The sequence below is a fragment of the Tritonibacter scottomollicae genome, from assembly GCF_032924845.1.
GTDB lineage: Bacteria > Pseudomonadota > Alphaproteobacteria > Rhodobacterales > Rhodobacteraceae > Epibacterium > Epibacterium scottomollicae.
This window is the reverse complement of sequence record NZ_CP136704.1, coordinates 2,765,653-2,787,932: the sequence shown is the minus strand read 5'-3', so window position 1 is coordinate 2,787,932 and position 22,280 is coordinate 2,765,653. Positions and strand designations below refer to the sequence as shown.

Annotated in this window: 24 protein-coding genes and 1 tRNA gene; 11 read left to right on the top strand and 14 right to left on the bottom strand. The window is 59.6% G+C overall.

The window, feature by feature from the left end; translation table 11 throughout:
• Nucleotides 1-781: 781 nt before the first annotated feature.
• Complete coding sequence (locus R1T40_RS13910; RefSeq protein ID WP_317384550.1) at nucleotides 782-1,840, top strand: IS110 family RNA-guided transposase; 1,059 nt, start codon at nucleotides 782-784, stop codon at nucleotides 1,838-1,840.
• A 557-nt stretch (nucleotides 1,841-2,397) separates the two neighbouring features.
• On the opposite strand, the gene R1T40_RS13905 is transcribed toward R1T40_RS13910, so the two are convergent.
• Both R1T40_RS13905 and R1T40_RS13900 read right to left on the bottom strand, forming a co-directional pair.
• Nucleotides 2,398-3,201 (bottom strand): methyltransferase domain-containing protein, encoded by an 804-nt coding sequence (locus R1T40_RS13905; RefSeq protein WP_106165158.1) that lies wholly within the window; start codon nucleotides 3,199-3,201, stop codon nucleotides 2,398-2,400.
• 94 nt (nucleotides 3,202-3,295) lie between these two features.
• A complete protein-coding gene (locus R1T40_RS13900) occupies nucleotides 3,296-3,781 on the bottom strand; it encodes an acyl-CoA thioesterase (protein WP_317384549.1) in 486 nt (161 codons plus the stop codon).
• A 72-nt stretch (nucleotides 3,782-3,853) separates the two neighbouring features.
• Between R1T40_RS13900 and R1T40_RS13895 the strand changes: the two genes are divergently transcribed.
• The gene (locus R1T40_RS13895) at nucleotides 3,854-4,072 is read left to right on the top strand and encodes a tautomerase family protein (RefSeq protein WP_317384548.1); all 219 of its coding nucleotides are present in this window, start codon (nucleotides 3,854-3,856) and stop codon (nucleotides 4,070-4,072) included.
• 200 nt (nucleotides 4,073-4,272) lie between these two features.
• On the opposite strand, the gene R1T40_RS13890 is transcribed toward R1T40_RS13895, so the two are convergent.
• From R1T40_RS13890 to R1T40_RS13870, 5 genes are all read right to left on the bottom strand, one after another.
• Nucleotides 4,273-4,563 (bottom strand): hypothetical protein, encoded by a 291-nt coding sequence (locus R1T40_RS13890; RefSeq protein ID WP_317384547.1) that lies wholly within the window; start codon nucleotides 4,561-4,563, stop codon nucleotides 4,273-4,275.
• An 88-nt stretch (nucleotides 4,564-4,651) separates the two neighbouring features.
• Complete coding sequence (locus R1T40_RS13885) at nucleotides 4,652-5,131, bottom strand: SRPBCC family protein (protein ID WP_317384546.1); 480 nt, start codon at nucleotides 5,129-5,131, stop codon at nucleotides 4,652-4,654.
• 194 nt (nucleotides 5,132-5,325) lie between these two features.
• On the bottom strand, nucleotides 5,326-5,928 hold the full coding sequence (locus R1T40_RS13880; RefSeq protein WP_317386984.1) for an IS5 family transposase: 603 nt from the start codon (nucleotides 5,926-5,928) through the stop codon (nucleotides 5,326-5,328).
• Nucleotides 5,929-6,027: 99 nt separating this feature from the next.
• Nucleotides 6,028-6,255, bottom strand: a complete 228-nt coding sequence (locus R1T40_RS13875) for a transposase (protein WP_317384545.1) — start codon at nucleotides 6,253-6,255, stop codon at nucleotides 6,028-6,030.
• A gap of 386 nt (nucleotides 6,256-6,641) precedes the next feature.
• Nucleotides 6,642-7,577 carry a LysR family transcriptional regulator gene (locus tag R1T40_RS13870; protein ID WP_317384544.1) on the bottom strand — a complete coding sequence of 312 codons (936 nt, stop codon included), beginning with the start codon at nucleotides 7,575-7,577 and terminating at the stop codon, nucleotides 6,642-6,644.
• Nucleotides 7,578-7,687: 110 nt separating this feature from the next.
• Between R1T40_RS13870 and R1T40_RS13865 the strand changes: the two genes are divergently transcribed.
• The 8 genes from R1T40_RS13865 (at nucleotide 7,688) to R1T40_RS13830 (ending at nucleotide 14,468) form a co-directional block, all read left to right on the top strand.
• A complete protein-coding gene (locus tag R1T40_RS13865) occupies nucleotides 7,688-8,158 on the top strand; it encodes a TRAP transporter small permease (RefSeq protein ID WP_317384543.1) in 471 nt (156 codons plus the stop codon).
• Entirely contained in the window at nucleotides 8,155-9,465 is a 1,311-nt protein-coding gene (locus R1T40_RS13860) for a TRAP transporter large permease (RefSeq protein WP_106161300.1), read from the top strand. The genes R1T40_RS13865 and R1T40_RS13860 overlap by 4 nt, the downstream gene beginning before the upstream one ends.
• Nucleotides 9,466-9,518: 53 nt before the next feature.
• Entirely contained in the window at nucleotides 9,519-10,517 is a 999-nt protein-coding gene (gene dctP, locus R1T40_RS13855) for a TRAP transporter substrate-binding protein DctP (RefSeq protein ID WP_317384542.1), read from the top strand.
• A 116-nt stretch (nucleotides 10,518-10,633) separates the two neighbouring features.
• Complete coding sequence (locus R1T40_RS13850) at nucleotides 10,634-11,734, top strand: NAD(P)/FAD-dependent oxidoreductase (protein WP_317384541.1); 1,101 nt, start codon at nucleotides 10,634-10,636, stop codon at nucleotides 11,732-11,734.
• Nucleotides 11,721-12,023, top strand: coding sequence for a 2Fe-2S iron-sulfur cluster-binding protein (locus tag R1T40_RS13845; RefSeq protein ID WP_317384540.1), 303 nt, complete (start codon nucleotides 11,721-11,723; stop codon nucleotides 12,021-12,023). Before R1T40_RS13850 ends, R1T40_RS13845 begins: the two co-directional genes overlap by 14 nt.
• Nucleotides 12,010-13,404 (top strand): FAD/NAD(P)-dependent oxidoreductase, encoded by a 1,395-nt coding sequence (locus tag R1T40_RS13840; protein ID WP_317384539.1) that lies wholly within the window; start codon nucleotides 12,010-12,012, stop codon nucleotides 13,402-13,404. The genes R1T40_RS13845 and R1T40_RS13840 overlap by 14 nt, the downstream gene beginning before the upstream one ends.
• 10 nt (nucleotides 13,405-13,414) lie before the next feature.
• Nucleotides 13,415-13,753, top strand: a complete 339-nt coding sequence (locus R1T40_RS13835) for a RidA family protein (RefSeq protein WP_317384538.1) — start codon at nucleotides 13,415-13,417, stop codon at nucleotides 13,751-13,753.
• A gap of 130 nt (nucleotides 13,754-13,883) precedes the next feature.
• Nucleotides 13,884-14,468 carry an SH3 domain-containing protein gene (locus R1T40_RS13830; protein WP_317384537.1) on the top strand — a complete coding sequence of 195 codons (585 nt, stop codon included), beginning with the start codon at nucleotides 13,884-13,886 and terminating at the stop codon, nucleotides 14,466-14,468.
• Nucleotides 14,469-14,719: 251 nt separating this feature from the next.
• Here the strand turns inward: R1T40_RS13830 and tmpB are convergent, their stop codons facing one another.
• A complete protein-coding gene (tmpB, locus tag R1T40_RS13825; RefSeq protein ID WP_317384536.1) occupies nucleotides 14,720-15,313 on the bottom strand; it encodes a (R)-1-hydroxy-2-trimethylaminoethylphosphonate oxygenase in 594 nt (197 codons plus the stop codon).
• Nucleotides 15,310-16,455, bottom strand: coding sequence for a 2-trimethylaminoethylphosphonate dioxygenase (tmpA, locus tag R1T40_RS13820; protein WP_317386983.1), 1,146 nt, complete (start codon nucleotides 16,453-16,455; stop codon nucleotides 15,310-15,312). Before tmpA ends, tmpB begins: the two co-directional genes overlap by 4 nt.
• Before the next feature lie 98 nt (nucleotides 16,456-16,553).
• On the opposite strand from tmpA, the gene R1T40_RS13815 reads away from it, so the two are divergent.
• Nucleotides 16,554-17,408, top strand: a complete 855-nt coding sequence (locus tag R1T40_RS13815; RefSeq protein WP_317384535.1) for a LysR family transcriptional regulator — start codon at nucleotides 16,554-16,556, stop codon at nucleotides 17,406-17,408.
• 352 nt (nucleotides 17,409-17,760) lie between these two features.
• On the opposite strand, the gene R1T40_RS13810 is transcribed toward R1T40_RS13815, so the two are convergent.
• The 5 genes from R1T40_RS13810 to R1T40_RS13790 form a co-directional block, all read right to left on the bottom strand.
• Nucleotides 17,761-17,837 (bottom strand) — tRNA-Pro (locus R1T40_RS13810).
• A gap of 44 nt (nucleotides 17,838-17,881) precedes the next feature.
• Nucleotides 17,882-18,838: a DMT family transporter gene (locus tag R1T40_RS13805; protein WP_106161319.1), complete on the bottom strand. Its 957-nt coding sequence runs from the start codon at nucleotides 18,836-18,838 to the stop codon at nucleotides 17,882-17,884.
• Nucleotides 18,839-19,009: 171 nt separating this feature from the next.
• Nucleotides 19,010-20,113 (bottom strand): 3-isopropylmalate dehydrogenase, encoded by a 1,104-nt coding sequence (gene leuB, locus R1T40_RS13800; RefSeq protein ID WP_317384534.1) that lies wholly within the window; start codon nucleotides 20,111-20,113, stop codon nucleotides 19,010-19,012.
• 94 nt (nucleotides 20,114-20,207) lie between these two features.
• A complete protein-coding gene (locus R1T40_RS13795; protein ID WP_394804994.1) occupies nucleotides 20,208-21,224 on the bottom strand; it encodes an endonuclease/exonuclease/phosphatase family protein in 1,017 nt (338 codons plus the stop codon).
• Nucleotides 21,221-22,051, bottom strand: a complete 831-nt coding sequence (locus R1T40_RS13790; protein ID WP_317384532.1) for a hypothetical protein — start codon at nucleotides 22,049-22,051, stop codon at nucleotides 21,221-21,223. The genes R1T40_RS13795 and R1T40_RS13790 overlap by 4 nt, the downstream gene beginning before the upstream one ends.
• Nucleotides 22,052-22,280 lie beyond the last annotated feature (229 nt).

The following is a 22,280-nucleotide window of genomic DNA, read 5'->3' as shown; positions in this document are numbered from 1 at the left end:
GTCGCGCGCAATGGTTCTGAGGAGAGCATTAGAGATCGGCTTGAGAACAGGGCCGCAAGCCTGAAGGCGACCCAAGGCTCCACCTGCGAAGATGCCTTGATCCCAAAACCGAGTATGAATCTTAATTCCGTCCAAACTGACAACCCTGCAAAGCATATGGATCCGCCAATAGCGGAAGCACAAACCAAACAGCCTGTTGTCTGCGCCGACACGGATCTCTCCGCAGGATCATCCCAAGGGTCAGCATCTATGTGGTGCGGCTAATTTTACACCACGTCTTCTCAGACTGTTGCCAGAAAAGCCAAACAGCGTGTGCTATGTCAAAACTGTGGCATCAAAAATTTTCTGACAGTTTTTCGGAGCTGCATTTTTACAACACGAAAGCTATTCAGAATAACTTGACCGAAAGTAGCCGCATATACAGCACTGAGCTAGTCCACTATGAGCGTGCATCAGCGATGAACGATAGGAAAGCGATTTGCGGTTGCAGAAATTCGAAGGTGCAGTCAACTACAGCTATGAGCCGGTCAAGCCCTCGGGCCTTGCTGGCCGCTCCGGCCCTGCAAAGCTCACTTTCTGCGCTGCAACTGGTGCTAGCCGTAGCATTCCGAGCAATGCGCTAGGTCGTCTGAGCGTCTGCTGACGGTGAGAACTCCAGAATTTTCGCACGCGCAGTATCGTTGAACTTGGCGTTCTTTGAGTTTCCGCTAATGGGATGTACCGGCTGCTTCACCCAGCAGGTTAGGCTGAGCCTATTTCACCTGCAGATAGGAGAAGTAGCATGGCGAAGACAGATTTTGACGAGTTGATGTCGATTGGAATCGATATCGGCAAAGATACGTTCCACCTTGTTGGCTTTGACCACGATGGGCAGCGTGTCCCGCGCAAACAGATCAAGCGATTGGCGTTGGTAGCAACATTCGAGAAGCTGCCGCGCTGTATTGTCGGCATGGAGGCGTGTTTGAGCGCCCATTTTGTCAGCCGCACATTACGGCAGATGGGGTTCGAACCTTGGATTATTCCTGCGATCTATGTGAAACCTTTCACCAAGGGTCAGAAGAATGACTACAACGATGCAGAAGCTATTGCCGAGGCGGCGCTTCGGCCCAACTTGCAAACCGTTTCCGAGAAGAGCCAGGAGCAGCTTGATCTACAAGCTCTACATCGCGTCCGGTCGCGGCTTGTGTCTCGCCGGACAGCGACCATCAATCAGATCCGCGCCTTCTTGATTGAACAGAGCATCACTGTTCGCAAAGGTCTGCGCGCTTTGAGGAACTCGTTCGAGGCGATCCTCGCAGAGCGTAAAGGCGAGATATCGCCGCGAATGCGCTCGATTTTGATCGGCCTTTACGGCGATTGGGTGTGGATGGACGACCGCATCGACAAGATGTCGGCAGAGATCGAAGAAATTAGTCGAACCGAAGAGAACTGCGTCAACGTCATGTCGGTGCCGGGCATTGGCCCGATGATCTCGACGGCGATGGTTGCAGCGATCGGTGAAGGAGAAGCGTTTGATCGCGGGCGCGACTTTGCGGCGTGGGTGGGTTTGGTCCCCAGGCAATACAGCACCGGAGGACGAACGGTCCTTGGACGCATATCGAAGCGCGGCAGCAGGTATCTGAGGATGCTGTTCGTTCAAGCGGCGAAGATCATCATGATGCGACCGCATCGTTGGCCGGACTTCAGCTTCGGTGCTTGGCTGGCACGAGCTTGCGAACGCATGCATCGCAACAAGGCCGCCGTCGTCCTCGCAAACAAGTTGGCGCGGATGGCCTGGAGCATTCTGAGACACAAAACGGTGTTTGATGCGCCGAGAGATGAGGTTGCCATCGGCATTTAGCGTCCCAAGGCAATCCAAAGGAGTTCGCGATAGATCGAAAGCATGGAACGGAAATAATACGCCCCCAGAATCTGACAGCCCGAATGGTCATAGTCGACCTGTCCGCTAATGAGATCACGGCGCGTGCGTAACCCCAACAAGGCCACGACCCGCGTGTCGACCAACAGGCCGGATACATATCTGCGACTTCCGAGAACATGCCAGAAATCATTTGCGAATAGCAGCCGGTACATACATTGGGCTGGCTGGCGTCATCCAGTGGCTCGGTTGGGGTGTGACCTTGCTGCGCCCCTGCCGCCGCACCGCCGCAAGGCCGTTCTGAGCCCAGTTCGAGCGATGCTGCACTATGCACGGATGACCAAATGTTGCGCAAAACTGCCGTTGGCGGCGCAGGTCAACTCAGCTCGTTGATTTTCTGCAGTTGCGGACGAGAAGCGTCACTGTTCCGCTAAGCCGCCATCCAGCGCGAAGGTCATGAAAATTCATTGGCGGCCCATAAGCTTTTGAAAAACCGGCCATTCGTTGAAGGTGCTCCCCTGGATGGTTGCCCTGAGATTTCACGCCGAACGCGATGCTAGAACGACGTTGGCGCTATGGGGGAAACGAAGCGCGGAACCATCATACCAAGTTCCGAACCCCTTTAGGATATCGTCGTGCAGTGTCGCTCTGTCAGCGGGGGTCATTGCCGCTATGCGGTCGGCAACCGGAGTGGCCATCATCAATCCGTTCACAAATGCGGACCCATCTTCAGCTTCAAGATCAAGAACAACTTTCTCAACGGCGACCTGCCCGAAACCTGCGCCTTCGAATACAGACCGCATCTCATCGGGATCAGGAAAGCCACAAACGGCACGGATCGCTCCGGTTGTTTCTTCGCCAAAATGCCTGCCAAAGGCGGTAACCTGTGCCTGCATTAAAGGATTTTCCTCCAACCCACGCGCCGTGCAAAACACAGCCTGGCCACCTGGCTTTATGACCCGCAAACACTCGGACAGCGCGCCGAGCTTGTCTGGAAAGAATTGAAGGCCTTGCTGACATATGACAACATCAAAACTTTCATCATCGAAAGGCAGGCGTTGTGCATCTGCCGAATGGAACGTTGCGTCCAGCCCTGCCGAGCGTTCTTTTGCCACTGCCAACATGCCAAGATTGATGTCACCGCCAGTCGCCGTGACACCGGATTGTGCTGCCAGTCGCGCGACAATGCCTGTTCCGCACGCAAGGTCGAGAAGACTGTCGCCGGAGGCAAGGTCGGCGCGCACAATTACGTCGTTGGCCCACGGCGCAAAAATGACGGGTACGAGGTATTCTTCGTATCGTTCGGCCATGTTGCCGCTGAGTTGCCATTCCGTGTTTGTCATGTTCTGCCCCTCTCAGCTCTGAACATTCAAATTTTCTTCGCATTGTCTTTTTGCAGCCATGCATTCTGCCATCAGATGAAGTGAAGGCTGTGTCCTATCTCTGTTGGGTGGCTTCTTCCTGCCAGGCGTCCGCCCTCTGCCGGACTTCATCCGGAATGTCCGCTGCTCTGCGTGTTTCCAGACTCAGCATCACACATTTGAACACTGTTTCAAACGCCGTTGCATCGTCTTCGGACCTTACAAGCCGGTGCCGGAAAGTGATGGATTTGGCACCCATCTCAATGATCGATGTCTCCAGCCGAATTGCATCACCTGCAGACAGCTCGGATCGAAAATCGCTTTCGGCATGTACGACTGCAAACGACAGCCTGCGACCCGAGTGCATGTCACTGGCCGTCAACCCCATCTCTGATTGAATGGCGAAAACACCGTCTGAACAGGCGGCAAAGTATCTCGAAACATTCATGTGACCCAGAAAATCACAATCTGCAGGATCAACGACAGAGCGGAAGGAAGTCATCGCAGCCATCCCATAGTTCCTTTCTGTTTTGGCAGATAGTTTTACACGTAGAAACATCATATGTCATGTTGCGTGCCAGACGATCGTTCAAATGATCGATCTCCTGCGAGACCACAAACAATGGAGAAGGCGATGCCATCCATCGATATCCAAGTTCTAGAAGGTGTATTTTCGGCGGAGGAGAAAGCCGAGATCATCCGAAAGGTGACAGACGCATTTGGCGAAGTCGCGGGTCAGACCATCAGGGCCGGGACGTCCGTCCGCGTACATGAAGTGAGCAGCGGTTCGTGGGGTTACGCCGGAAATATCCTGACAACCGAAGATGCTTTGGAGATGCGCGCACGCGATTGAACGGCCGCTTTCCTTACTGCGACGAAGCAAACCAAGGTTGCTGAAGTTGGTCACACAAGATCACGAAGTGGATCTTTCATAGGTAGCGATGTCGCAATGCGCTTAAACCAGCCATTGGGCGGGCAAGACACAATGACTGGTCAGTCCGCCCTGCCGACCTTCATCCTCCGAAAATGCTGCGCGATGGACGAATGGCCGGTCTAGTGAAGCTGCGGCGCGGCGATCAGCCAGGGATTGAAAGGCCGGTGTGGGCCGTTCACCCCATCAAGGTGGCCCTGCTGCATGGACTTTGCAAAGGTCACTAACTGCGCTTCGCGGTCACTCGTGCCTGATGCAGCATCAACCAGGTCCGCCACCGGCTGCTGAACGGCGGCTTTCGGGGAGCTTTTCTCACTTGCAGCAGAGACTTCGCCGCGCCTGGTTCGAATGTCGCGATTGGGCTGACAGCGGAAATCTAGCGTCTGGAAACTGGTGCGGAAACGCTGCGACACTGCTGCCGCACCGCCGCATGTCGGGTTTGAGCCCAGAGCCACCGATGCTGCGCGGCGCACGAATGGCCGCTGCCCATTTTGGCGTATTTCAGCGCAAATTTGAACCGATCAAGTCAGTAGCGGCCTGTTTCGCTTGCATGTCCGCCAGCATCCGAACGCGCGGTTCATGGCGCTTGCGATACAGAAATCCAGCCCAGAGTGCGAAGGCCCAAGACATCCAGCCCGCGTCGATTTCAATGACGTCACGCAGCCGGGACCCCGATGGCTGCGGTTCGACGGTTAGCGTGTGGCACCACGCCTTGACGCCTGCGCCCTTTTCGAAAGACCTTAGTATCATGGCGTTATCATCGCATTCCAGGACTTCCATGAAGTACGGCTGAGGTGGCAACTTGCCGAACAGCGACACCTGCACAGTGATATTCTGTCCCTGATGCACGCGACCGCTCGGCAAGCCTTCGAAGGTGACAACGCCTTTCATGATCTCTTTGAGAACATCGAGGTCCGTTGCCAACGCCCAGACAACCTTTGCCGGGGCAGCGTATTCGTGCTCTAGGGTCACGGTCTTCATAGAAGCTCCAATAGCCTATTAAGTTTTGCCTGCTTGATAAAACGAAACCGGGCATCGACGCAACGAAGTGGATGGCTTCTTTGTCCGCTCAGCTGACCTTGACCTCCGGTCTCAGTGCCAATTTGGTGTGCTGGCGAGGCGAGCGGCGGGTGAGAGCCCAGAGTGCAAGAGTTCTGCATTGCGGCTAAGGTCTGCTAACGAACAACTCGCAATACAACATTCGAACTTGAGCTGGCGATAAGATCACTCGCCCCGATTTTGTCGTTGAGACGTGTCAACGCTGCTACGTCTTGAACGATACATCTGACCAATGCGTCTAACTCGCCTGACAAGGAAGTCACTTCCTGAACACCTTCGAGAGAAGCCATCCAACTTAGGGTCAGGACACATAGCCAGAAAATGACGGTGGCAGCGAGCGCGATGGCGGACAGAAAGACCTTCGGACACCTGTCGTAGCGAGTTGCGAAGCGTCGCCAGTCCTTGAGCCTTCCGAACATGATCTCGGTTCGGTTGCGGCGTTTGTATCGCCGTTTGTCATACTTGACGGGTGTTTTACGTTGCTTTCTCCCTGGGATGCAGGCGCGTATCCCCTTGTCTTCCAAAGCTTCTCGGAACCAATCAGCGTCATAACCGCGATCCCCGAGCAACCATTCGGCATCCGGCAGGCTGCTTACCAATGCCCGTGCTCCGATGTAGTCGCTGACCTGTCCAGCAGTTACGAACAGGTTGATTGGGCGTCCCTGGCTGTCGCAGATGGCGTGCAACTTTGTGTTCATCCCACCCTTGGTGCGACCGATCAGGTGTCCGCGCCCCCCTTTTTGACGCCCATGCTGGTCGCGGTGCGGTGTACCTTCAGGTAGGTCGCGTCGATCATGACGGTCTTCTCTTCGCTGTGTTCAGCCGACAATCCAACCATCATCTGAGCGAAGATGCCCTTGTCGCTCCATCGTTTTCAGCGGTTGTACAGGGTCTTGTGCGTCCCTCCAGCGCAACCCATTGCGGTTGATGAAGATAATGCCGCTCAACACACGCCGATCATCGACGCGTGGCTTGCCGTGGGACTTTGGGAAGTAGGGCTCAAGACGCGCCATCTGCGCGTCGTTCAACCAGAAGAGATCAGACATGTCACCGCTCGTTTTTCGAACGCTGACTCAAGCCACAAGACGGAAATCAATGGGTCCTGACCCTAAATACAGGGCCTGACAAAGAGGGGTATGCGGGAGTTTTGGTATACTCGCCGAGTCTGGCACAGCTGGAAGAAGGTACATTTGGGGACTATAAATAACAGCCATTACTATTATCACCCGGTCGTTCCACCCAGATGCCAACTTCGGCGCTGGCGGCCTTGGATTTGAAGGCGATGACCGCGACTTCTCATTTGACAAGAATGTGACGGCTCGAATTTACCATATTATGCCCATCATCAGGCCGTAGGCGCAAAAGGGGGGCCGCCGAAGCAGAGACTTGGCCATTCAAGTGGTGCCGCGCTCGCCCGGTGAGTTGATCCGTGTCAGCCGCGCGCCAGGACCTGATCCATATAGGTCATCATCTGCCCGACCTCCTGCTGCAGGTCGCTGATGAAGGCGCGGCTGACCATCGAAGGGGTGGCATAGCCGGGTGTCAGGATCGAAACCCCGGCTGATACCCTTGGCCGGAAACGGCGGATCACCAACTGGTCTGCCTCCGGAGCCTGCAAGATGTGGCTGTATGCGGTGATCATGTCGCAGATCATCCCGCAGGCTCCCGCCGCTACGAAGGTCAACCCCGGCAGAAACGTGCGCAGTTCGAACCGCTTGTTGAAGCGCACGCCCGCCTCGCGGAATACGGTCTCGGTGCGCAGGGCAGTGCCGTGATGGTCGAACAGCGCCGCCATCGGGCGGCCGTCCAGATCCGCTGGTGTGATCACCTCGGCGCTGCGCAAGGGATCACCCGCAGGCAGGATGCAGACGCATTCCAGCTCATAGTTCACCTGGTTGATCGAGGCCCTTGGCGCAGGCGTTTCGGCAAAGCCCATGTCGAACTGCTGCGAGGCGATCATATCCTCGATCACGTCCGACGACCGCATGATGAGCGACACCTGCAGATCGTCCTTGCCAACTAGAAAACGGGTCAGCAGGCGCGGCAGGAACACGCTGGAGGCTGCCGGATGGCAGGCAATCTTCAGTTTGCCGGACTGGAGCGCGCTGACCCGTTCGAGCGTGCGTTCGGTGCGCTCGACCCGGCTCAGGATATCCTCGCATTCTTCCAGAAAGAAATAGGCCTCCGGCGTCGGCGTCAGCTTGCCATGGGTACGCACAAACAGCGCGAAACCCAACTGGTCTTCCAGCGTCTGCACCATGGTGGAGACCGCCGGCTGGGTGCGCCCGACGGTGCGCGCCGCCTGGCTGATGGAACCGGAGCGCATGACCTCGCGAAACGTCGTCAACTGGCGCAGAGAGAGGGGCATTTGGCATAAGCTCAATTGATGGACCTAAAGATATTATCAAATTGATTTTATCCACACTGTCCAGTGTGATGTCCCGAAACCGCACAGACGGCGCAGCAACCGGGGGACACATGGACACATTTGCCAAATATCTGCTGACCGCATTGATCTGCCTCGTGGCACTGGGGCAATTCGTGCAGGTCATCACCCGCTATGTGCTGCAGGTGCCGGTGATGGGGCTGGAAGAAACCATGCTCTATCCGACCCTGTGGCTCTATATCCTCGGCTCGGTGAACGCCTCGCGCGAGAACACCCATATCCGCGCCAACGTGCTGGAGATCTTTGTCACCTCGCAGCGCGGCCACACCATTCTCGCCATCATCGGCGAGGTGATCAGCCTCATCGTAGGTCTGTGGCTGCTGTCCTGGGCCTGGGAGTACACCCGCTACGCCTGGCGGGTCTGGCGTGAGAGCCCAACCCTCTACATCCCGACCTTCTATTCCGACGTGGCCCTGCTGGCCGGTCTTGCCCTGATGATGGTCTACACCGCCTGGCACCTCTGGGGCCACATTCGCAGCCTCAAGTCCGGAGACACAGCATGATCGAGATCGCGCTACTGGCCATTGCCCTTCTGGTGATCACGCTGACCCTGGGGGTGCCGCTGCCCTATTGTTTCGGCGCGGCGCTGATGGTGATGTATCTGATCGGCGACGTCACCATGAAGGGCATGATGCTCTGGGGATTCCAGCAGATGGGCAATCCGGTGCTGCTCGCGATCCCGCTCTTCGTGCTGGCCGGAACGATCATGTCCGAAAGCGGCATTGCCGCCTCGCTGCTGCGTTTCGTCAATGCGTTCATCGGCCATGTGCGCGGTGGCCTCGGTGTCGTGGCGGCGGTGTCCTGCGCCGTTATCGGGGCAATCTCCGGCTCCGGCCTTACCGGGATTGCGGCGATCGGCCCACTGCTGATCCCGGAGATGGAGAAGCGTGGCTACCCGCGGGCCTATGCCACCGCCCTGATTGCCAACTCCTCCATTCTCGGTCTGCTCATCCCGCCCTCGGTCACGATGATCGTCTACGGTTGGGTCACCGACACGTCGATCCTGGCCTGCTTCCTCGCCACGCTTGGTCCCGGCCTGCTGATCATGACCGCCTTCTCGATCATCAACCTGGTGATGTCGCGCAACTTCGATCTGGTGCTGGATGACAAGCCGAGCTTTACCGAACTCTCCGGCGAGGTCGCCCGGCGCGGGTTTCACGCCTTCCCGGCGCTGTTGATGCCGGTGATCATCCTTGGTGGCATCTACGGCGGCATCATGACCCCGACAGAGGCCGCCGCCGTGGCCGTGATCTATGCGGTGCCGGTGGGGTTCCTGATCTACAAGGGCCTGCGCTGGGACAATTTCTTCTCTGCCGGCAAGGAAGCCGCCACTGCCGTGGGCGCGATCATGATGATGATCCTGTTCTCGATGATCCTGAGCCAGATGTTTGTCTACGAAAGCATCCCGCAACAGCTGGTGCAGGGCATCTTTGCGATCACCGAAAACAAGGTGCTGCTTCTGATCCTCATCAACATCCTGCTGTTCCTGGTGGGCATGGTAGTGAATGACGTGACCGCCATCATCCTGATCGCACCGCTGCTGTTGCCGCTGATGCAGGCGATCGGCATCAGCCCGGTGCAGTTCGCCGCCATCATGGGCGTCAACACCGCCATGGGCGGGGTTACGCCGCCCTATGCCTCGATCCTCTATCTCGGGGCACGCATCGGCAAGGTGAAGGTCACAAAGGTGATCCCCCCGGCGATGAAGCTGATCCTGTTCGGTTATGTTCCAGTGGTCTTCCTGACCTCGCTCTGGCCCGATCTGTCGCTCTTTCTGCCGCGCCTGTTCGGCTACGACATCACCCCCTGATCCCTCAAATCGCACGCAACCCGACATTCAGAAATCAACACGGAGGACACCCTATGAAACATGCATTCCTGACCACTGCCGCGGCAGCGCTGATGGCGATCGGCACCCACACGAGCGCCGAAACCCTCAAGATGAGCCATGTGCGCCCGCAGGACACCACCATCGACACCGAACTGCGCGCCTTCGCCGCCGCTGTTTCCGACGCCACCGGCGGTGACCTGAGCGTAAAGCTGTTCCCGGCCTCCGCCCTGGGGGACTATACCACCGTGCAGGAGCGCATCAGCGTCGGTGCCATCGACATGGCGACGCAGCCAGCTGCCACCGCCGCCGACCGCCGCATGCAGATCTCCTCCTTCCCCTATCTTGCGGGCAACTGGGAACAGGCACGCGCGGTCTATGGCCCCGGTGGGGCCGTGCGCGAGGTGATGGCGGAGCTTTACGCCGAGCAGGAGATTACCATGCTCGCCGCCTATCCGGTCTATTTCGGCGGCATTTCCCTCAACGTCGAAAACCCCGCCGCCGGTTCAGTCGAACCCAACGGCATCAAGGTGCGCGTACCTGGTATCAAAAGCTTTCAGCTGACCGGAGAGGCGCTTGGCTACATCCCCGCGCCGATCCCCTTCTCCGAGGCCTTCACCGCGGTGCAGACCGGGGTTGTGGACGGGGTCATCGGCTCTGGCGCCGAAGGCTACTACGCCTCCTTCCGCGATGTGACCAAGACCTACATCCCCGCCAATACCCATTTCGAGGTCTGGTACATGATCATCTCAAACGAGAGCCTCGCCGGCCTGTCGGATGAAGATCAGTCCGCGTTGATCGAGCAGGCTCAGGCCTTTGAGGCGACCCGCTGGGATGTGGCCGAGGCCGACCAGCAGCGCAGCGAACAGCGGCTCGTGGACGAGCTGGGCGCCACCGTGATCAGCCTCAGCGACGCGGAGCTGGCGGCAATGGCGGCCAAGGTGCGTAGCGATGTCTGGCCGGCAGTGCTGGAGGATGTGGGCGCCGACTGGGGCCGCGCGATCCTCGACAAGGTGGCCGCGGCCGCCGAGTGATCCGCGCTGCCCGCGCCTGACCCGCAGGGGACAGGAGACGCAGAGCCACAGTTCGGGCGGGGAGAGAGCGTCCCCGCCCGGCCTCCCCCTTTGACCCCAAGACCTGGAAAACGAGCATGGACAGCGATTACGCGATCATCGGCGGCGGCATTGTCGGCCTTGCGGTGGCCTGGGGCCTGTTGCGGCGCGGGCTGACGGTCACGGTGCTGGACGGCGATGACGGTTCATTTCGGGCCAGTCGCGGCAATTTTGGTCTGGTCTGGGTGCAGTCGAAGGGGATGAAACAGCCCCGCTACGCCCGCTGGTCACAGAGTTCGGCGCGGCTTTGGGCCGAGTTTGCCGCCGAGCTGGAACAGAACACCGGCGACGCGGTGCCGCTGGAGCAGAACGGCGGGTATGACCTGCATTTTTCCGAAGACACGCTGCAGGCGACTGTGGAGAAATACGAAATCCTGAAGGCGGAGCTGGATGGCGACTACCCCTATGATGTGCTTGGCCACAACGCCCTGCGCAAGGAAGAGCCGCATATTGGACCCAAGGTGGTCGGCGCAATCCTGCATCACCAGGACGGCCACGCCAATCCGCTGAAGCTGCTGCTGGCCCTCGCTCGCGACGTGCGGCGCCGAGGCGGGCGGGTCCTGACCGGCAAGACCGTGACCGAGGTGACCCAGCCGGATGGCTTTGAACTTGCCTGCGCCGATGGCACGCGGGTCCGCGCTGCCAAGGTCGTGCTGGCTGCGGGGCTTGGGGCCGCGCGCCTCGGGCCGCAGATGGGGTTCAAGGCACCGATCCGCCCGCAACGCGGGCAGGTGCTGATCACCGAGAAGCTGCCAAAGCTGATCAACCGCCCCTCCCTGATTGCTCGGCAGGTCGATGAGGGCGGCATCCAGATTGGCGCCACCAACGAGGAGGTCGGCCACAACGATGGCGTCACCCAGTCCGGCCTCTCCGGCCTTGCAGCCGAGGCGATCGCTGCATACCCGGCGCTGGCGCGGGCACAGTTGGTGCGCAGCTGGGGCGCGCTGCGGGTGCTGTCACCCGACGGGCTGCCGATCTACCAGCGCAGTGCCGAAATGCCCGGCGCCAGCCTCGTCACCTGCCACAGTGGCATCACCCTTGCTGCCGCCCATGCGATGCTCCTGCCGGACTGGCTGGAGGGCACCGCGGCGGCTCCCGACCTGGAGGTGTTCAGTGAATCCCGTTTTGCCATTTCTTGAGATCGAGGCCAGCAGCGCCCCTCGGGTGGAGGTCCGTTTTGATGGCGCCCCCTTGCTGTTGCCGCTGGGGGCAAACCTGGCCGCTGCACTGCTGGCCGCCCGAATTGAGCGCTTTCGTGACACGCCGGTGTCCGGCGCCCCTCGTGCGCCCTTTTGCATGATGGGCGCCTGTTTCGACTGTCTGGTGGAGATCGACGGCGTGCAGCGACAGGCCTGTATGATCGAGGTTGCCGAAGGGCTTCAGATTGCCCGAGCCGGTAGCCCGGAGGTCCGTCATGTCGCATCGTGATCTTGTCGTCATCGGGGCGGGTCCCGCCGGGATGGCCGCCGCAACCGAGGCCGCCAACGCGGGCCTCAGCGTGACATTGCTGGACGAGCAGCCCCGCGCCGGGGGGCAGATCTACCGCGATGTGGATCATGTGCCGGATCGCCGGGCCGCGCTGCTTGGGCCCGACTATACAGCCGGTCGCGGCCTCACTGTCGCGCTTCGGCGCAGCCCGGTCGAACATGTAACCGGAGCAGTGGTCTGGTCGATCGAGCCGGGATTTTGCCTGTCCTACTCGCGGGATGGGCGCGGCGCGCAGCTGACCGCCGACCGGGTGCTTCTGGCCACCGGCGCGTTGGAGCGACCCATGCCGCTGCCGGGCTGGACCCTGCCCGGAGTGATGACGGCCGGGGCGGGGCAGATCCTGTTGAAGCAATCCGGCGTGCTGGCCCGGTCCGCGGTGCTGGTAGGGGCGGGGCCACTGTTGTACCTGATCGCGGTTCAGATGCTGCGCGCCGGCCAGCCGCCCCTCGCGCTTGTCGAGACACAAACCGGCCGCAACCGCCGTGCCGCCCTGCGCCATCTGGGCGGCGCCCTGCGCGGTTGGCCCTACATGGCCAAGGGGCTGCGGATGCTGGCGGAGCTGAAACGCGGAGGCGTGCCGCGCTACATCGGCGCTCAGGACATCCGGATCGAAGGCGACACCCGCGCCGAGGTGCTGTGTTTCAGCCATCGTGGCCGGACCCGGCGTCTGGCGTGCGAGACCATATTCCTGCATCACGGAGTGGTACCAAATACCCAGGCTGCGCGCGCACTTGGGGTCGCCCATCGCTGGAGTACGCAGCAGCAATGTTTCGTCCCGACGCTGGATTGTTGGGGGCGCAGCGATGTGCCCGGAGTCTTTGTCGCCGGGGACGGCGCGGGCATCGGCGGGGCCAAGGCCGCCGCCCTGTCGGGCCGTGTTGCCGCGCTGGCCATCGCCTGCGACGCGGCGCGCCTTACGCCGGATGAGCGGGACCGGCGGGCCAGACCGCTCAGATCTGCGCGCGCCCGCGAACAGGCCCCGCGCCCCTTTCTGGATACCGCCTATCCGCCCTGCGCGCAGGCGCTGTCGCCAAGGGATGAGACGTTGGTCTGCCGGTGCGAAGAGGTGACCGCCGGTACGGTCCGCGACCATGCGCGCGCCGGATGCCTCGGCCCCAATCAGACCAAGGCCTTTGGTCGCGTCGGCATGGGGCCATGCCAAGGGCGCTATTGCGGATTGACAGTCACCGCCCTTCTGGCCGAGGCAACTGGGCAGACGCCGGACCAGACCGGCTACTATCGCATTCGCCCGCCACTGAAGCCCGTGACCCTGGGTGAGTTGGCATCACTGAAGACCCCACCCGCCACCGGGAAAAACTGAGGACAGACCAATGATCGAACGTATCGAAACCGGCCAGCGCATGAGCAAGATCGTCAAGCACAATGGTGTTGCCTATCTCTGCGGACAGGTGGGCGATGGTGCTACCGTCGCGGAACAGACTCGCGAGTGCCTGTCGCGGGTCGAGGCACTGCTGGAGACCGCGGGCTCCTCACCCGAACAGATCTTGCAGGCTATCATCTGGGTCGCCGACATGGCGGATTTTGCGGAGATGAACGCAGTCTGGGATGCTTGGGTGCCCGAGGGCCACGCCCCCGCCCGCGCCTGCGGCGAAGCAAAACTGGCCCGTCCGGAGCTGAAGGTGGAGATCATCGTCACCGCCGCCTGCTGAGCCCTGGTTGAACTCGTTGCGACCGCCGGGTGTCACCGGCGGGCCTCCGCCATCGCCCGTGCCGCCCCGTTGCCAGGCCGGCACGCTCCGCTACGGTAGGCCCAAGCCCTCGCCACCGGAGACCTTCGTCATGCCCCGTTCAGCCCTGTGTCCGACCCTCGCATTGATTGCGATGATTGCCTTGCCCCTCGCGCCCGCAGCGGCGGAGGAGGCCGGGCACGGGCCGGACTGGCTGGAGGTTACGGATATCACCACCCGGCTGCACATTCGCACTGCGCCTTCGGCCACGGCATCCCATCTGGGCGCGGTTGAAAATGGCACCGTGCTGCGCAACCTCGGCTGCCGCAGCGATTGGTGTCAGGTGGAACTTCCCGACGGCAGCGCGGGCTGGGCCGCCGCGCGGTACCTGCGCGAGGGCATGGGCCCGGATGCGATCCCCGCCCCAGAGCCGAACTATGACGCCACCGGCCGACTTCCCTGCTCGCTGCGCTATGGCCAGCCCACGTTCCAGTGCGATTTCGGCGTCACGCGGATGGGCGCGGGCGACGCCGACATCACGATTTTCTGGCCCGGTGGCAGTGGGCGGCAACTGGCGTTTCGCGAAGGCATCCCAGCGGTTGGCGGGATCGAGGTTGAACGCCGTGGCGACCTCACCGTGATCGAGCTGGATGAGGAGCGCTATGAGATTCCCGATGCCGTCGTGTTCGGAGGCTGATGGTCATGACCCGAGTTGCGTTTCGCGTCGTTGATGAGCTTTGTTGATGGCGTATCCTACCCACCGTTTCAGCTGCAATTCAATGTGGGTCAGAGTGTTCCAAGCTGATAGCTCTCAAAAGAGGCTTTGCAGCTATGACTGTCGGCAGCCGAATGCGGCCAAACTATTCCGTTGGCCGCAATTCAAAATTTCTGAGACGCTCTGGTACCACATGAATTGATTTAGCGTACAAGAGTTTCAGGCTCGCCCGACTAAGTCTGGGTCTTGCAATGCCTGTCGACCATTCGCTGAACCATAGGCGCAAAATGCCAAAAATCTGGTGTTACCATATCCGGTCGCTTTCCTGCGTCATCTAGATAGCGGACGGCAATGATCTGCTCCAAATTCTCATTCTGCTCGAATACAGCGACTTCTTTGGCATCCATCGGGCCGCCCTGAAGGTTGAGCGAATGAACGGAGGCATCTGACAGGCGGCGGAAATACTCAGGCCGTGTCGCACAAAGGTATCGTTTGGCGGCGACATGATAGCGTACGCAATCTGTAATCACGCTGGGGAAAAATCGCTCCAGTACCTCTGCGCCCGCGTCTTCGTGGTGGCGGTCTTCGGTGTCATCCATGGTGAATGTCCCGAATTCACTGGTGAAATGCCCAATGTCATGCAGCAGCGCACCGACGATGATCTCCTCGGGCTGGTCGTTCTGTTCGGCAATCGTTGCCCCCTGCAACATGTGCTGCCCCATGTTCACCGGTTCGCCCAGATACTCTTCATCCCCGCGTCGATCAAAAATGGACCCGATGAATTCCACGATGGTGTCACGGCTCAGGTTGTTGATGTCCGGCTTCATTCTGCGGCCTCCAAGTCGGGTTTGCGGCACAGTGCGTCATAGGTCGACCTCAACCCGTCCTTGTCTGCGTAACACCCCTGCAGCCAGCGCGTACCCTCGCCGGAATAGCCCTTACGAGCATGGAGAACCCGAGTGTTGTCGACAATGAATGCCTCACCGGGGTTCAGGCGGAAGGTGACTTCCATCGCGGTGTCGTCGATGATTTCGCCAAGGCGGCGATATGCAGCGTAGTAGGTGTCCATCTTCTCAAAGGGGACATCTGTTACGGCAGCCAGGGATCGGTTGTTCAACCGCACTCCGATCAGTTCTCCATCGGGGGCAAGTTCGATCATTGGACGGCGTGATGTCAGGCAAACGCCTGCTTCACCGGCATACTCGAAACGGGCGCAGTGATCTGCCAGCACGTTGAAATATGCCTCGTTTTCATCCCGCAGGCGTTGTGCGGCGGCAAAGCCATCCACCACCATGTTCTCTCCGCCCGCAGCCGAGCTTTCGAGACAATAAAGCACCTGCACCGTGGGAACTGGATCACGGTAGGGGTTGTCTGTATGCGCTTGCAGCCCAAGCCCGGTAAAGGCGAGGTTGGTCGGATTGACTTCAGTGCGAACCTCAAAGTGCCGTCCGTAATTGGTTTCCCGCACAAACCCGAACAAAGCGACCAAATCGAACAGGGCGCCGTCTTTCGCCGGGCCATTCACCACTTTGCCAAACCCAAACCTGCTCACCAGCCCTAACCAGTCGCGCAGGGCGGCATCATTCTGAGACAACTGCTCAAAATCCCCGGTGGGAACATTCCCCATCAAGCCTGAATCCCAGGTTTCAGTTATGGGGGGCGTCCATCCGCGCTCAGGACTTTGTTCGACGTCATAGGCATGGGCATCGAGCCAGCCGAGGTCATAAACGACCTCTTTGTTTTCGGGAGCAAACGTGACCATTAGGGTCTGGCCCTGCACGTCGGCAGAGCGAATGGTTGTGTCCGCGGGAATGTCGCGCAGCGAAATCAGACGCTGGCCATTGGCGGCGGCGCGCGTCTCAGCGTCACTTGCGTTATCGCGCAGCCAGATCGCGTGAAAGCGTTTTACAGACTGGCCAGAGGTGAGTGTTAGGTGAGTGCCCGCTGAGGCGACAGTGACTGACATTATGGGGCTGTCCTTGTGATGGCGTATTTATGGCGACACCATCGCGTCTGCATGGCATAAGATCAAATTAACAATAACGTCCCTGAGGTGGCGATCTCCTAATGTCAGTTAGCCCTTTCAAAACACCCCCACTGGAGTGGATACGTGCATTCGAAGCGGCTGCTCGCTGCGGCAGCTTTACGGCGGCGGCGGCTGAAACCGGATTAACCCAATCCGCCATCAGTCAGCGAATTGGTCAGCTTGAAAAGCAACTTGGCACCAACCTGTTCTTCAGGCGCGCACGCGCCATCGAACTGACGGTGGATGGCGAGGCCTGGTTACCCCATGTGCGATTGGCGCTCACAACTCTGCGCGATAGTTCAGAAGCATTGTTTGGCTCGGGGCGCGGGCAGATGGCCATCTCGGCGAGCCAATCGATCATTGAGCTGTGGCTTCTGCCACGTCTTGAGAGGTTGGGCCGTATTGCTGAGGGGCAATTGAGCATCCAAACCATGGTGCTGGGGGCTCATGAAGCGGATGTCGACGATGTCATCCGCATTAGGTACGGCGCGGGCGACTGGCCGCATGATCACAAGTTGAAATTGTTCTCGGAGAAGATAGCCCCGCTCGCCTCGCCTGAATTGGCGGGGCGCGAGGGCCATTGGACGGACTGGCCCCGTATCGCCTGTTCTGGGTCACGCCCAGGCTGGAACAGCTGGGCCACGCGCTTTGGTATTGCAACAACTCCGGTGCCGCATCTGCGGTTCGACACATTCCTGTCTGCCCTTGGTGCCGCACGAGCCGGTATGGGAGTTATTCTTGCATCATTGCCACTTTGTGAAAGGGACATTCGGGAGGGGCGGCTCGTCCGGCTAAGCGACGAAACGATGGATCATCACGAAAGCTATTGGGCAATCGCAGGGTCGGATGCAATCGCCCGGTCCCAATGGAGTGAGCTTGTCAAAGTGCTTGCCTGAAATTCAGCTTCATCTGCATACCGAAGCTGGAGGGTTCGAACGGTTAAGCAACCAGCTGCACGCAAAAATGCCGTTCACTCATCGGATGACCTGATTTGATGAGGCGCAGACTTTATCTTGGTATGAGACGAAACGTTCGGAGTACGACATGTGACCCCGCGACAGGCTGCGATGGCCGCGCAATTTCTGGGACGCTCGGATGCGCGGATCACAGCATCAGTCTATGCTGGATACAGCCCGGAACACTTGCAGGCAGCAGCAGACGCTTTGAAGTTTGACTAGCCTTAGGTTCGACGAACCTCAGAGCATTGTGTGAAAAACAACAAAGGCGCCCGAAGGCGCCTTGTTTTATTGGTCGGAGCGAGAGGATTCGAACCTCCGGCCCCTGCCTCCCGAAGACAGTGCTCTACCAGGCTGAGCTACGCTCCGACCGTGGCGCGTGGATTATACTTGGTCCCGGGCTTTTGCAAGCCCTATTCGGGCGTATTGTCGCCAGATGTTCGCTTCATGAAAAATGAAACATTGAGACCGCTGCTCAGGACCGCGCGGCTGCGCGTTTGCAAAACCGGTGTGTTGGAAGACCGACCGCCACGGGCCTCGCGCAGGACAATGAAAACGCCGCTTGCAATGATGATACCAGCACCAACCAAGGTAAGAAGATCCATGTTCTCGTCAAAGAGCATGACGCCAAAGATCGTCGCCCAGATGATCTGTGAATACTGCATCGGAGCAACAACGGCCGCTTCGCCAAAGGAATACGCGTAGACCAACAAGAGCGTCGCGCAAAATCCAAAAACAGAAATGACGGCAAGCCCAGCCAACTCAGCACCGCTGAGCGGGACATATACAAATGGCAATGTCAGCCCCATGATGACCACTGTCGTCAACATCGGGAAAAGCATCAGCACCACACGCCGTTCCACGTTGCTCAGTTTGCGCAGGATCACCGACTGAAAGGCGTTGCCAAATGCCGCCAGCAATGCGGCGGCATGTCCGAAGCCAAGTTCCGTTTCTCCGGGGCGCAATACGACCATAACGCCAGCAAACCCCACAACGACGGCTGCCATGCGTGGCAGACCGACCTTTTCGCCCAGGATGGGAATGGAGAGAATGGTGATGAGCAATGGGGTCGCGAACAGCAATGCATAGGTTTGGGCCAAGGGCAGCACCGAGAACGCGTAAAAGGCTGCGGCAGGCACCACTGACATCGATAGCGATCGCAGCGCAATCCAGCCTGGGTGCTTTGGGCGCAAGGTGCCAGGGGTGGCGTCGCGGACCATCATCATGGTCAGCAGAGGAAAAGACAGAAGGCTCGAGAAAAAGACAATCTGAAAGGCAGATATTTCAGCGCTGACGTATTTTACGATCACGTCGTGAGTGGAGAAAATCACGTAGGCCAGCAGGGCCAAGATAGCTGCTTTTATATTCATTCTGTCACCGAGATGGCTGAAAGCGGCGTCAAAGCGCCATTCCTATAGCGCTAACGCCGAGGAGGGGCGTCTTGCAAGGGGCTTGCACGGGGCCGACCGGGTTTTGTGAACGGCTGAAAATGCATCAGGCCGGGGAAGATCCCGGCCTGATGAAGTAAAATAGCTATATAATCAGAGGCTTGCGTCGAGGGCGTTCAGAATTGCATCGCCCATTTCCGAGGTGGTGACCGGGGTCACGCCTTCTTCGCCCAGAAGGTCCGCGGTGCGCACGCCATCGGCGAGAACTTTCTCGACGGCTTTTTCCAGGCGGTCAGCCTCTTCGCCCAGATCAAAGCTGTAGCGCAGCGCCATCGCAAACGACAGCACGCAGGCGATGGGGTTGGCCTTGCCCTGACCGGCAATGTCTGGTGCGGAGCCGTGTACGGGTTCATACAGTGCCTTCGGGCGGCCATTCCCCATCGGTGCGCCAAGCGAGGCGGAGGGCAGCATGCCAAGCGAGCCGGTCAGCATTGCGGCGGCGTCGGACAACAGGTCGCCGAACAGGTTGTCGGTGACGATCACGTCGAACTGCTTGGGCCAGCGGCAGAGCTGCATGGCGCCGGCGTCGGCATACATATGCGACAGCTCGACCTCGGGGTAGTCCTTGGCCACCTCGGTGACGACTTCGCGCCACAGGATGCCGGACTCCATCACGTTGGCTTTTTCCATCGAGCACAGTTTCTTGCCGCGACGCATCGCCAGTTCAAAGGCGGAGCGCGCTACACGGTCGATCTCGCTCTCGGTGTAGCGCTGGGTGTTGATGCCGACGCGTTCGTTGCCTTCCTCGATGATGCCGCGTGGCTCGCCGAAGTAGATGCCGGAAGTCAGCTCGCGCACGATCATGATGTCGAGGCCAGCGACCACGTCCTTTTTCAGCGAGGAGAAATCCGCCAGCGCGTCAAAACATTGGGCCGGGCGCAGGTTGGAAAACAGATCCATTTCCTTGCGCAGGCGCAGCAGGCCGCGTTCGGGTTTCACCGAAAAATCGAGCGCGTCGTATTTCGGGCCGCCGACGGCGCCCAGCAGGACAGCGTCGACTTCTTGAGCCTTGGCCATGGTGTCGTCATGCAGCGGGGTGCCGTGGGCGTCATAGGCCGCGCCGCCGACCAGATCGTCGCTCACATCGAACTGAAGGTCGCGCTTTGCGCCATACCAGGTGATGACTTTCTTGACCTCGGCCATGACCTCGGGGCCGATCCCGTCACCAGGCAAAATCAGAATCGATGGGTTGGACATCTCAAAACTCCTTTGACGTATCGCCAAAGGGCGTAGCGGGCTGCTGTCGCCGGGTCAATAATCCGGGCGCAATTATGCTGGGTATCAGGGTGGATCAGCGGCGGATGTCGATCCAGGCCAACCCGTGGCGACTGCCTTTGCCGTGTATGATGCCAGACGCGGCCACCTGAAGCTCTGCCGACGGCAGCGCATAATCCACCCGCATCGGGCCGGTGCTTTCCCAGATGACGGTGTGCTGCAAGCCGTTTTCATCGGTGGGAAGCGTGTCCTGTAGGCGCGGATCGGTCAGGAGGCGGGACAGGGCGTCCTTGTGCCCCTCGCCGCGCGCCGGGTCGTTGTTGGCATCGCCCAGCAGAACAAAGGGCGGGGTGGGACGGGGGCCCAAGGTGCCATCCAACAGGTGCAGCCAGATCAGAAGCTCATCGGCGTTGCGTCGGCCGTTGCGGTCCTCTGGTCCATCAAAGACCGGTGGTGCGGCGTGAAAGCTCATGACCCAGAGAGGCATGTCATCAGGCAGCATGACAGGCACGGCCCAGTGGCTTGTTGATGAAAGGCGCAACATCTTTGCCGTTTCCGCATCAGGGTAGGGCAGCCCGTCTTTTGTCACCGGCATGCGATGATCGGGCACCTCGTGCCACAGCAGCCCTGTGAGGTCGATCGCCTGTTCAGTCGTGATCGGGTATTTCGACAGCAGCGCGATGCCGCTTTGCCCGGTGAAGCGTCCCCAGCCCCAGGCATCTTCCGGCTCTCCCAGGCGACCGTCACCGTCGAGATCGTGGCCAGAGGCGATCCCTGCATTGGGTTTTGGTGCAAAGCGATATGGGTAGTGCTGACCAGCCTCGGCCAGCCGGAGTTGCAGGGCCGCAAGCGCCGCGGTGTCATAGTCCCAGTCGATGCTCTGCAGGGCCAGTATGTCGGCGTCTGCCCTGCGGATCGTGTCGATGACCGCATCAATCTGTGCATTGTCGCGTTGCAGATCCCGCAGCAGCAGCCCCGGCCCCTTGCGGCTCAGGTCTGTATTGAAGGTGGCAAGGCGAATGGTCTCGGCGGTGAGAGCTCCGGGTAGACCCGAGAGCAGAAGCAGCAGCAAGAGGGCTGCCGACCATCTCATACGGCTTGTAGGTTCTTGTCGTGATCAAAGGATCTGCGCTTCTGCTCGATCAGATCTGCCACGCGCAGGCGGGCCATGCCGCGTGTTATCATGCTGGCCGGGATCATGGCCCAGCCGGTCACGCACCAGATCAGCAGTTGCGGATTGCCAAGGAGGGCGGGGTCAAACACGCTTGCGCCCATCTGAATGAGCGCGGGAAGCAGGAAGGGCAGGAGCACCCCGGCGATGATGTGTAGCTTTGCATCACGTTGCAATCGTGTGACCACATCACCTCCGGTAGTGGGGTCAAACAGCGGGAGATTGACCCAAACGTTAAAGGCGCCGCTGGACAGTGGCCAGTTCAGCAAGCGGATCACGATCGCGAAATAGGCAACGCAAAGCAGAGAGATCAGATGCGCAAGCCCAGCCGCGGCCCGCACCAGATCTACCGTATATTGCGGCACGTCAGAGGGCATCATCAGCCGGGTCAGTTGCACAGGCGAATAGGCGAAATCCAGAGCGTCGCCGACCGTGAATGCAAGCTTGTGTACCAGGGCGCTAAAGCCGGTGGGCTGGAACGGATGGCCAGCCAGAATGCTCAACAGGATCATGCAGAGCGCTGCGAAGACAAAGCGGCTGCGGTTCAGTGGAGGCGCATCGCGGAACTCTACAATGCTGGGGCTGTGTGAAGAGTACTCGGCAAAGATCAGGCCACCAGCCAGCAGGGCCATGAACGCCACGATTTCCGGAGATTGCGTCGCTGTGACCGGCAACAGCAATGACGGCAACGCCACGAGAAGCGCCACCAATAATCCGCGAATTGCCGCGCTTGTCATGCGTGCAAGCACTGTTCGTTCCCTTCACCCTGGGGTCTTCCGGTTTTTTGGTGGAATGACCCGGTATGAAGCACCCCAGAATCTGCCAGGTTGCTCTGCCTCATTTTTGCCCCAATCCTGCACGGCGTCGCCTGTTTTCTCAAGCGCAGGGTTAAGGAAATGCATCAAATTTGAATGACCGGCACTCAAGTGGTGCTGACATGCATCAATCTTAATTCGTCAAATCATCGACTTATCGGCG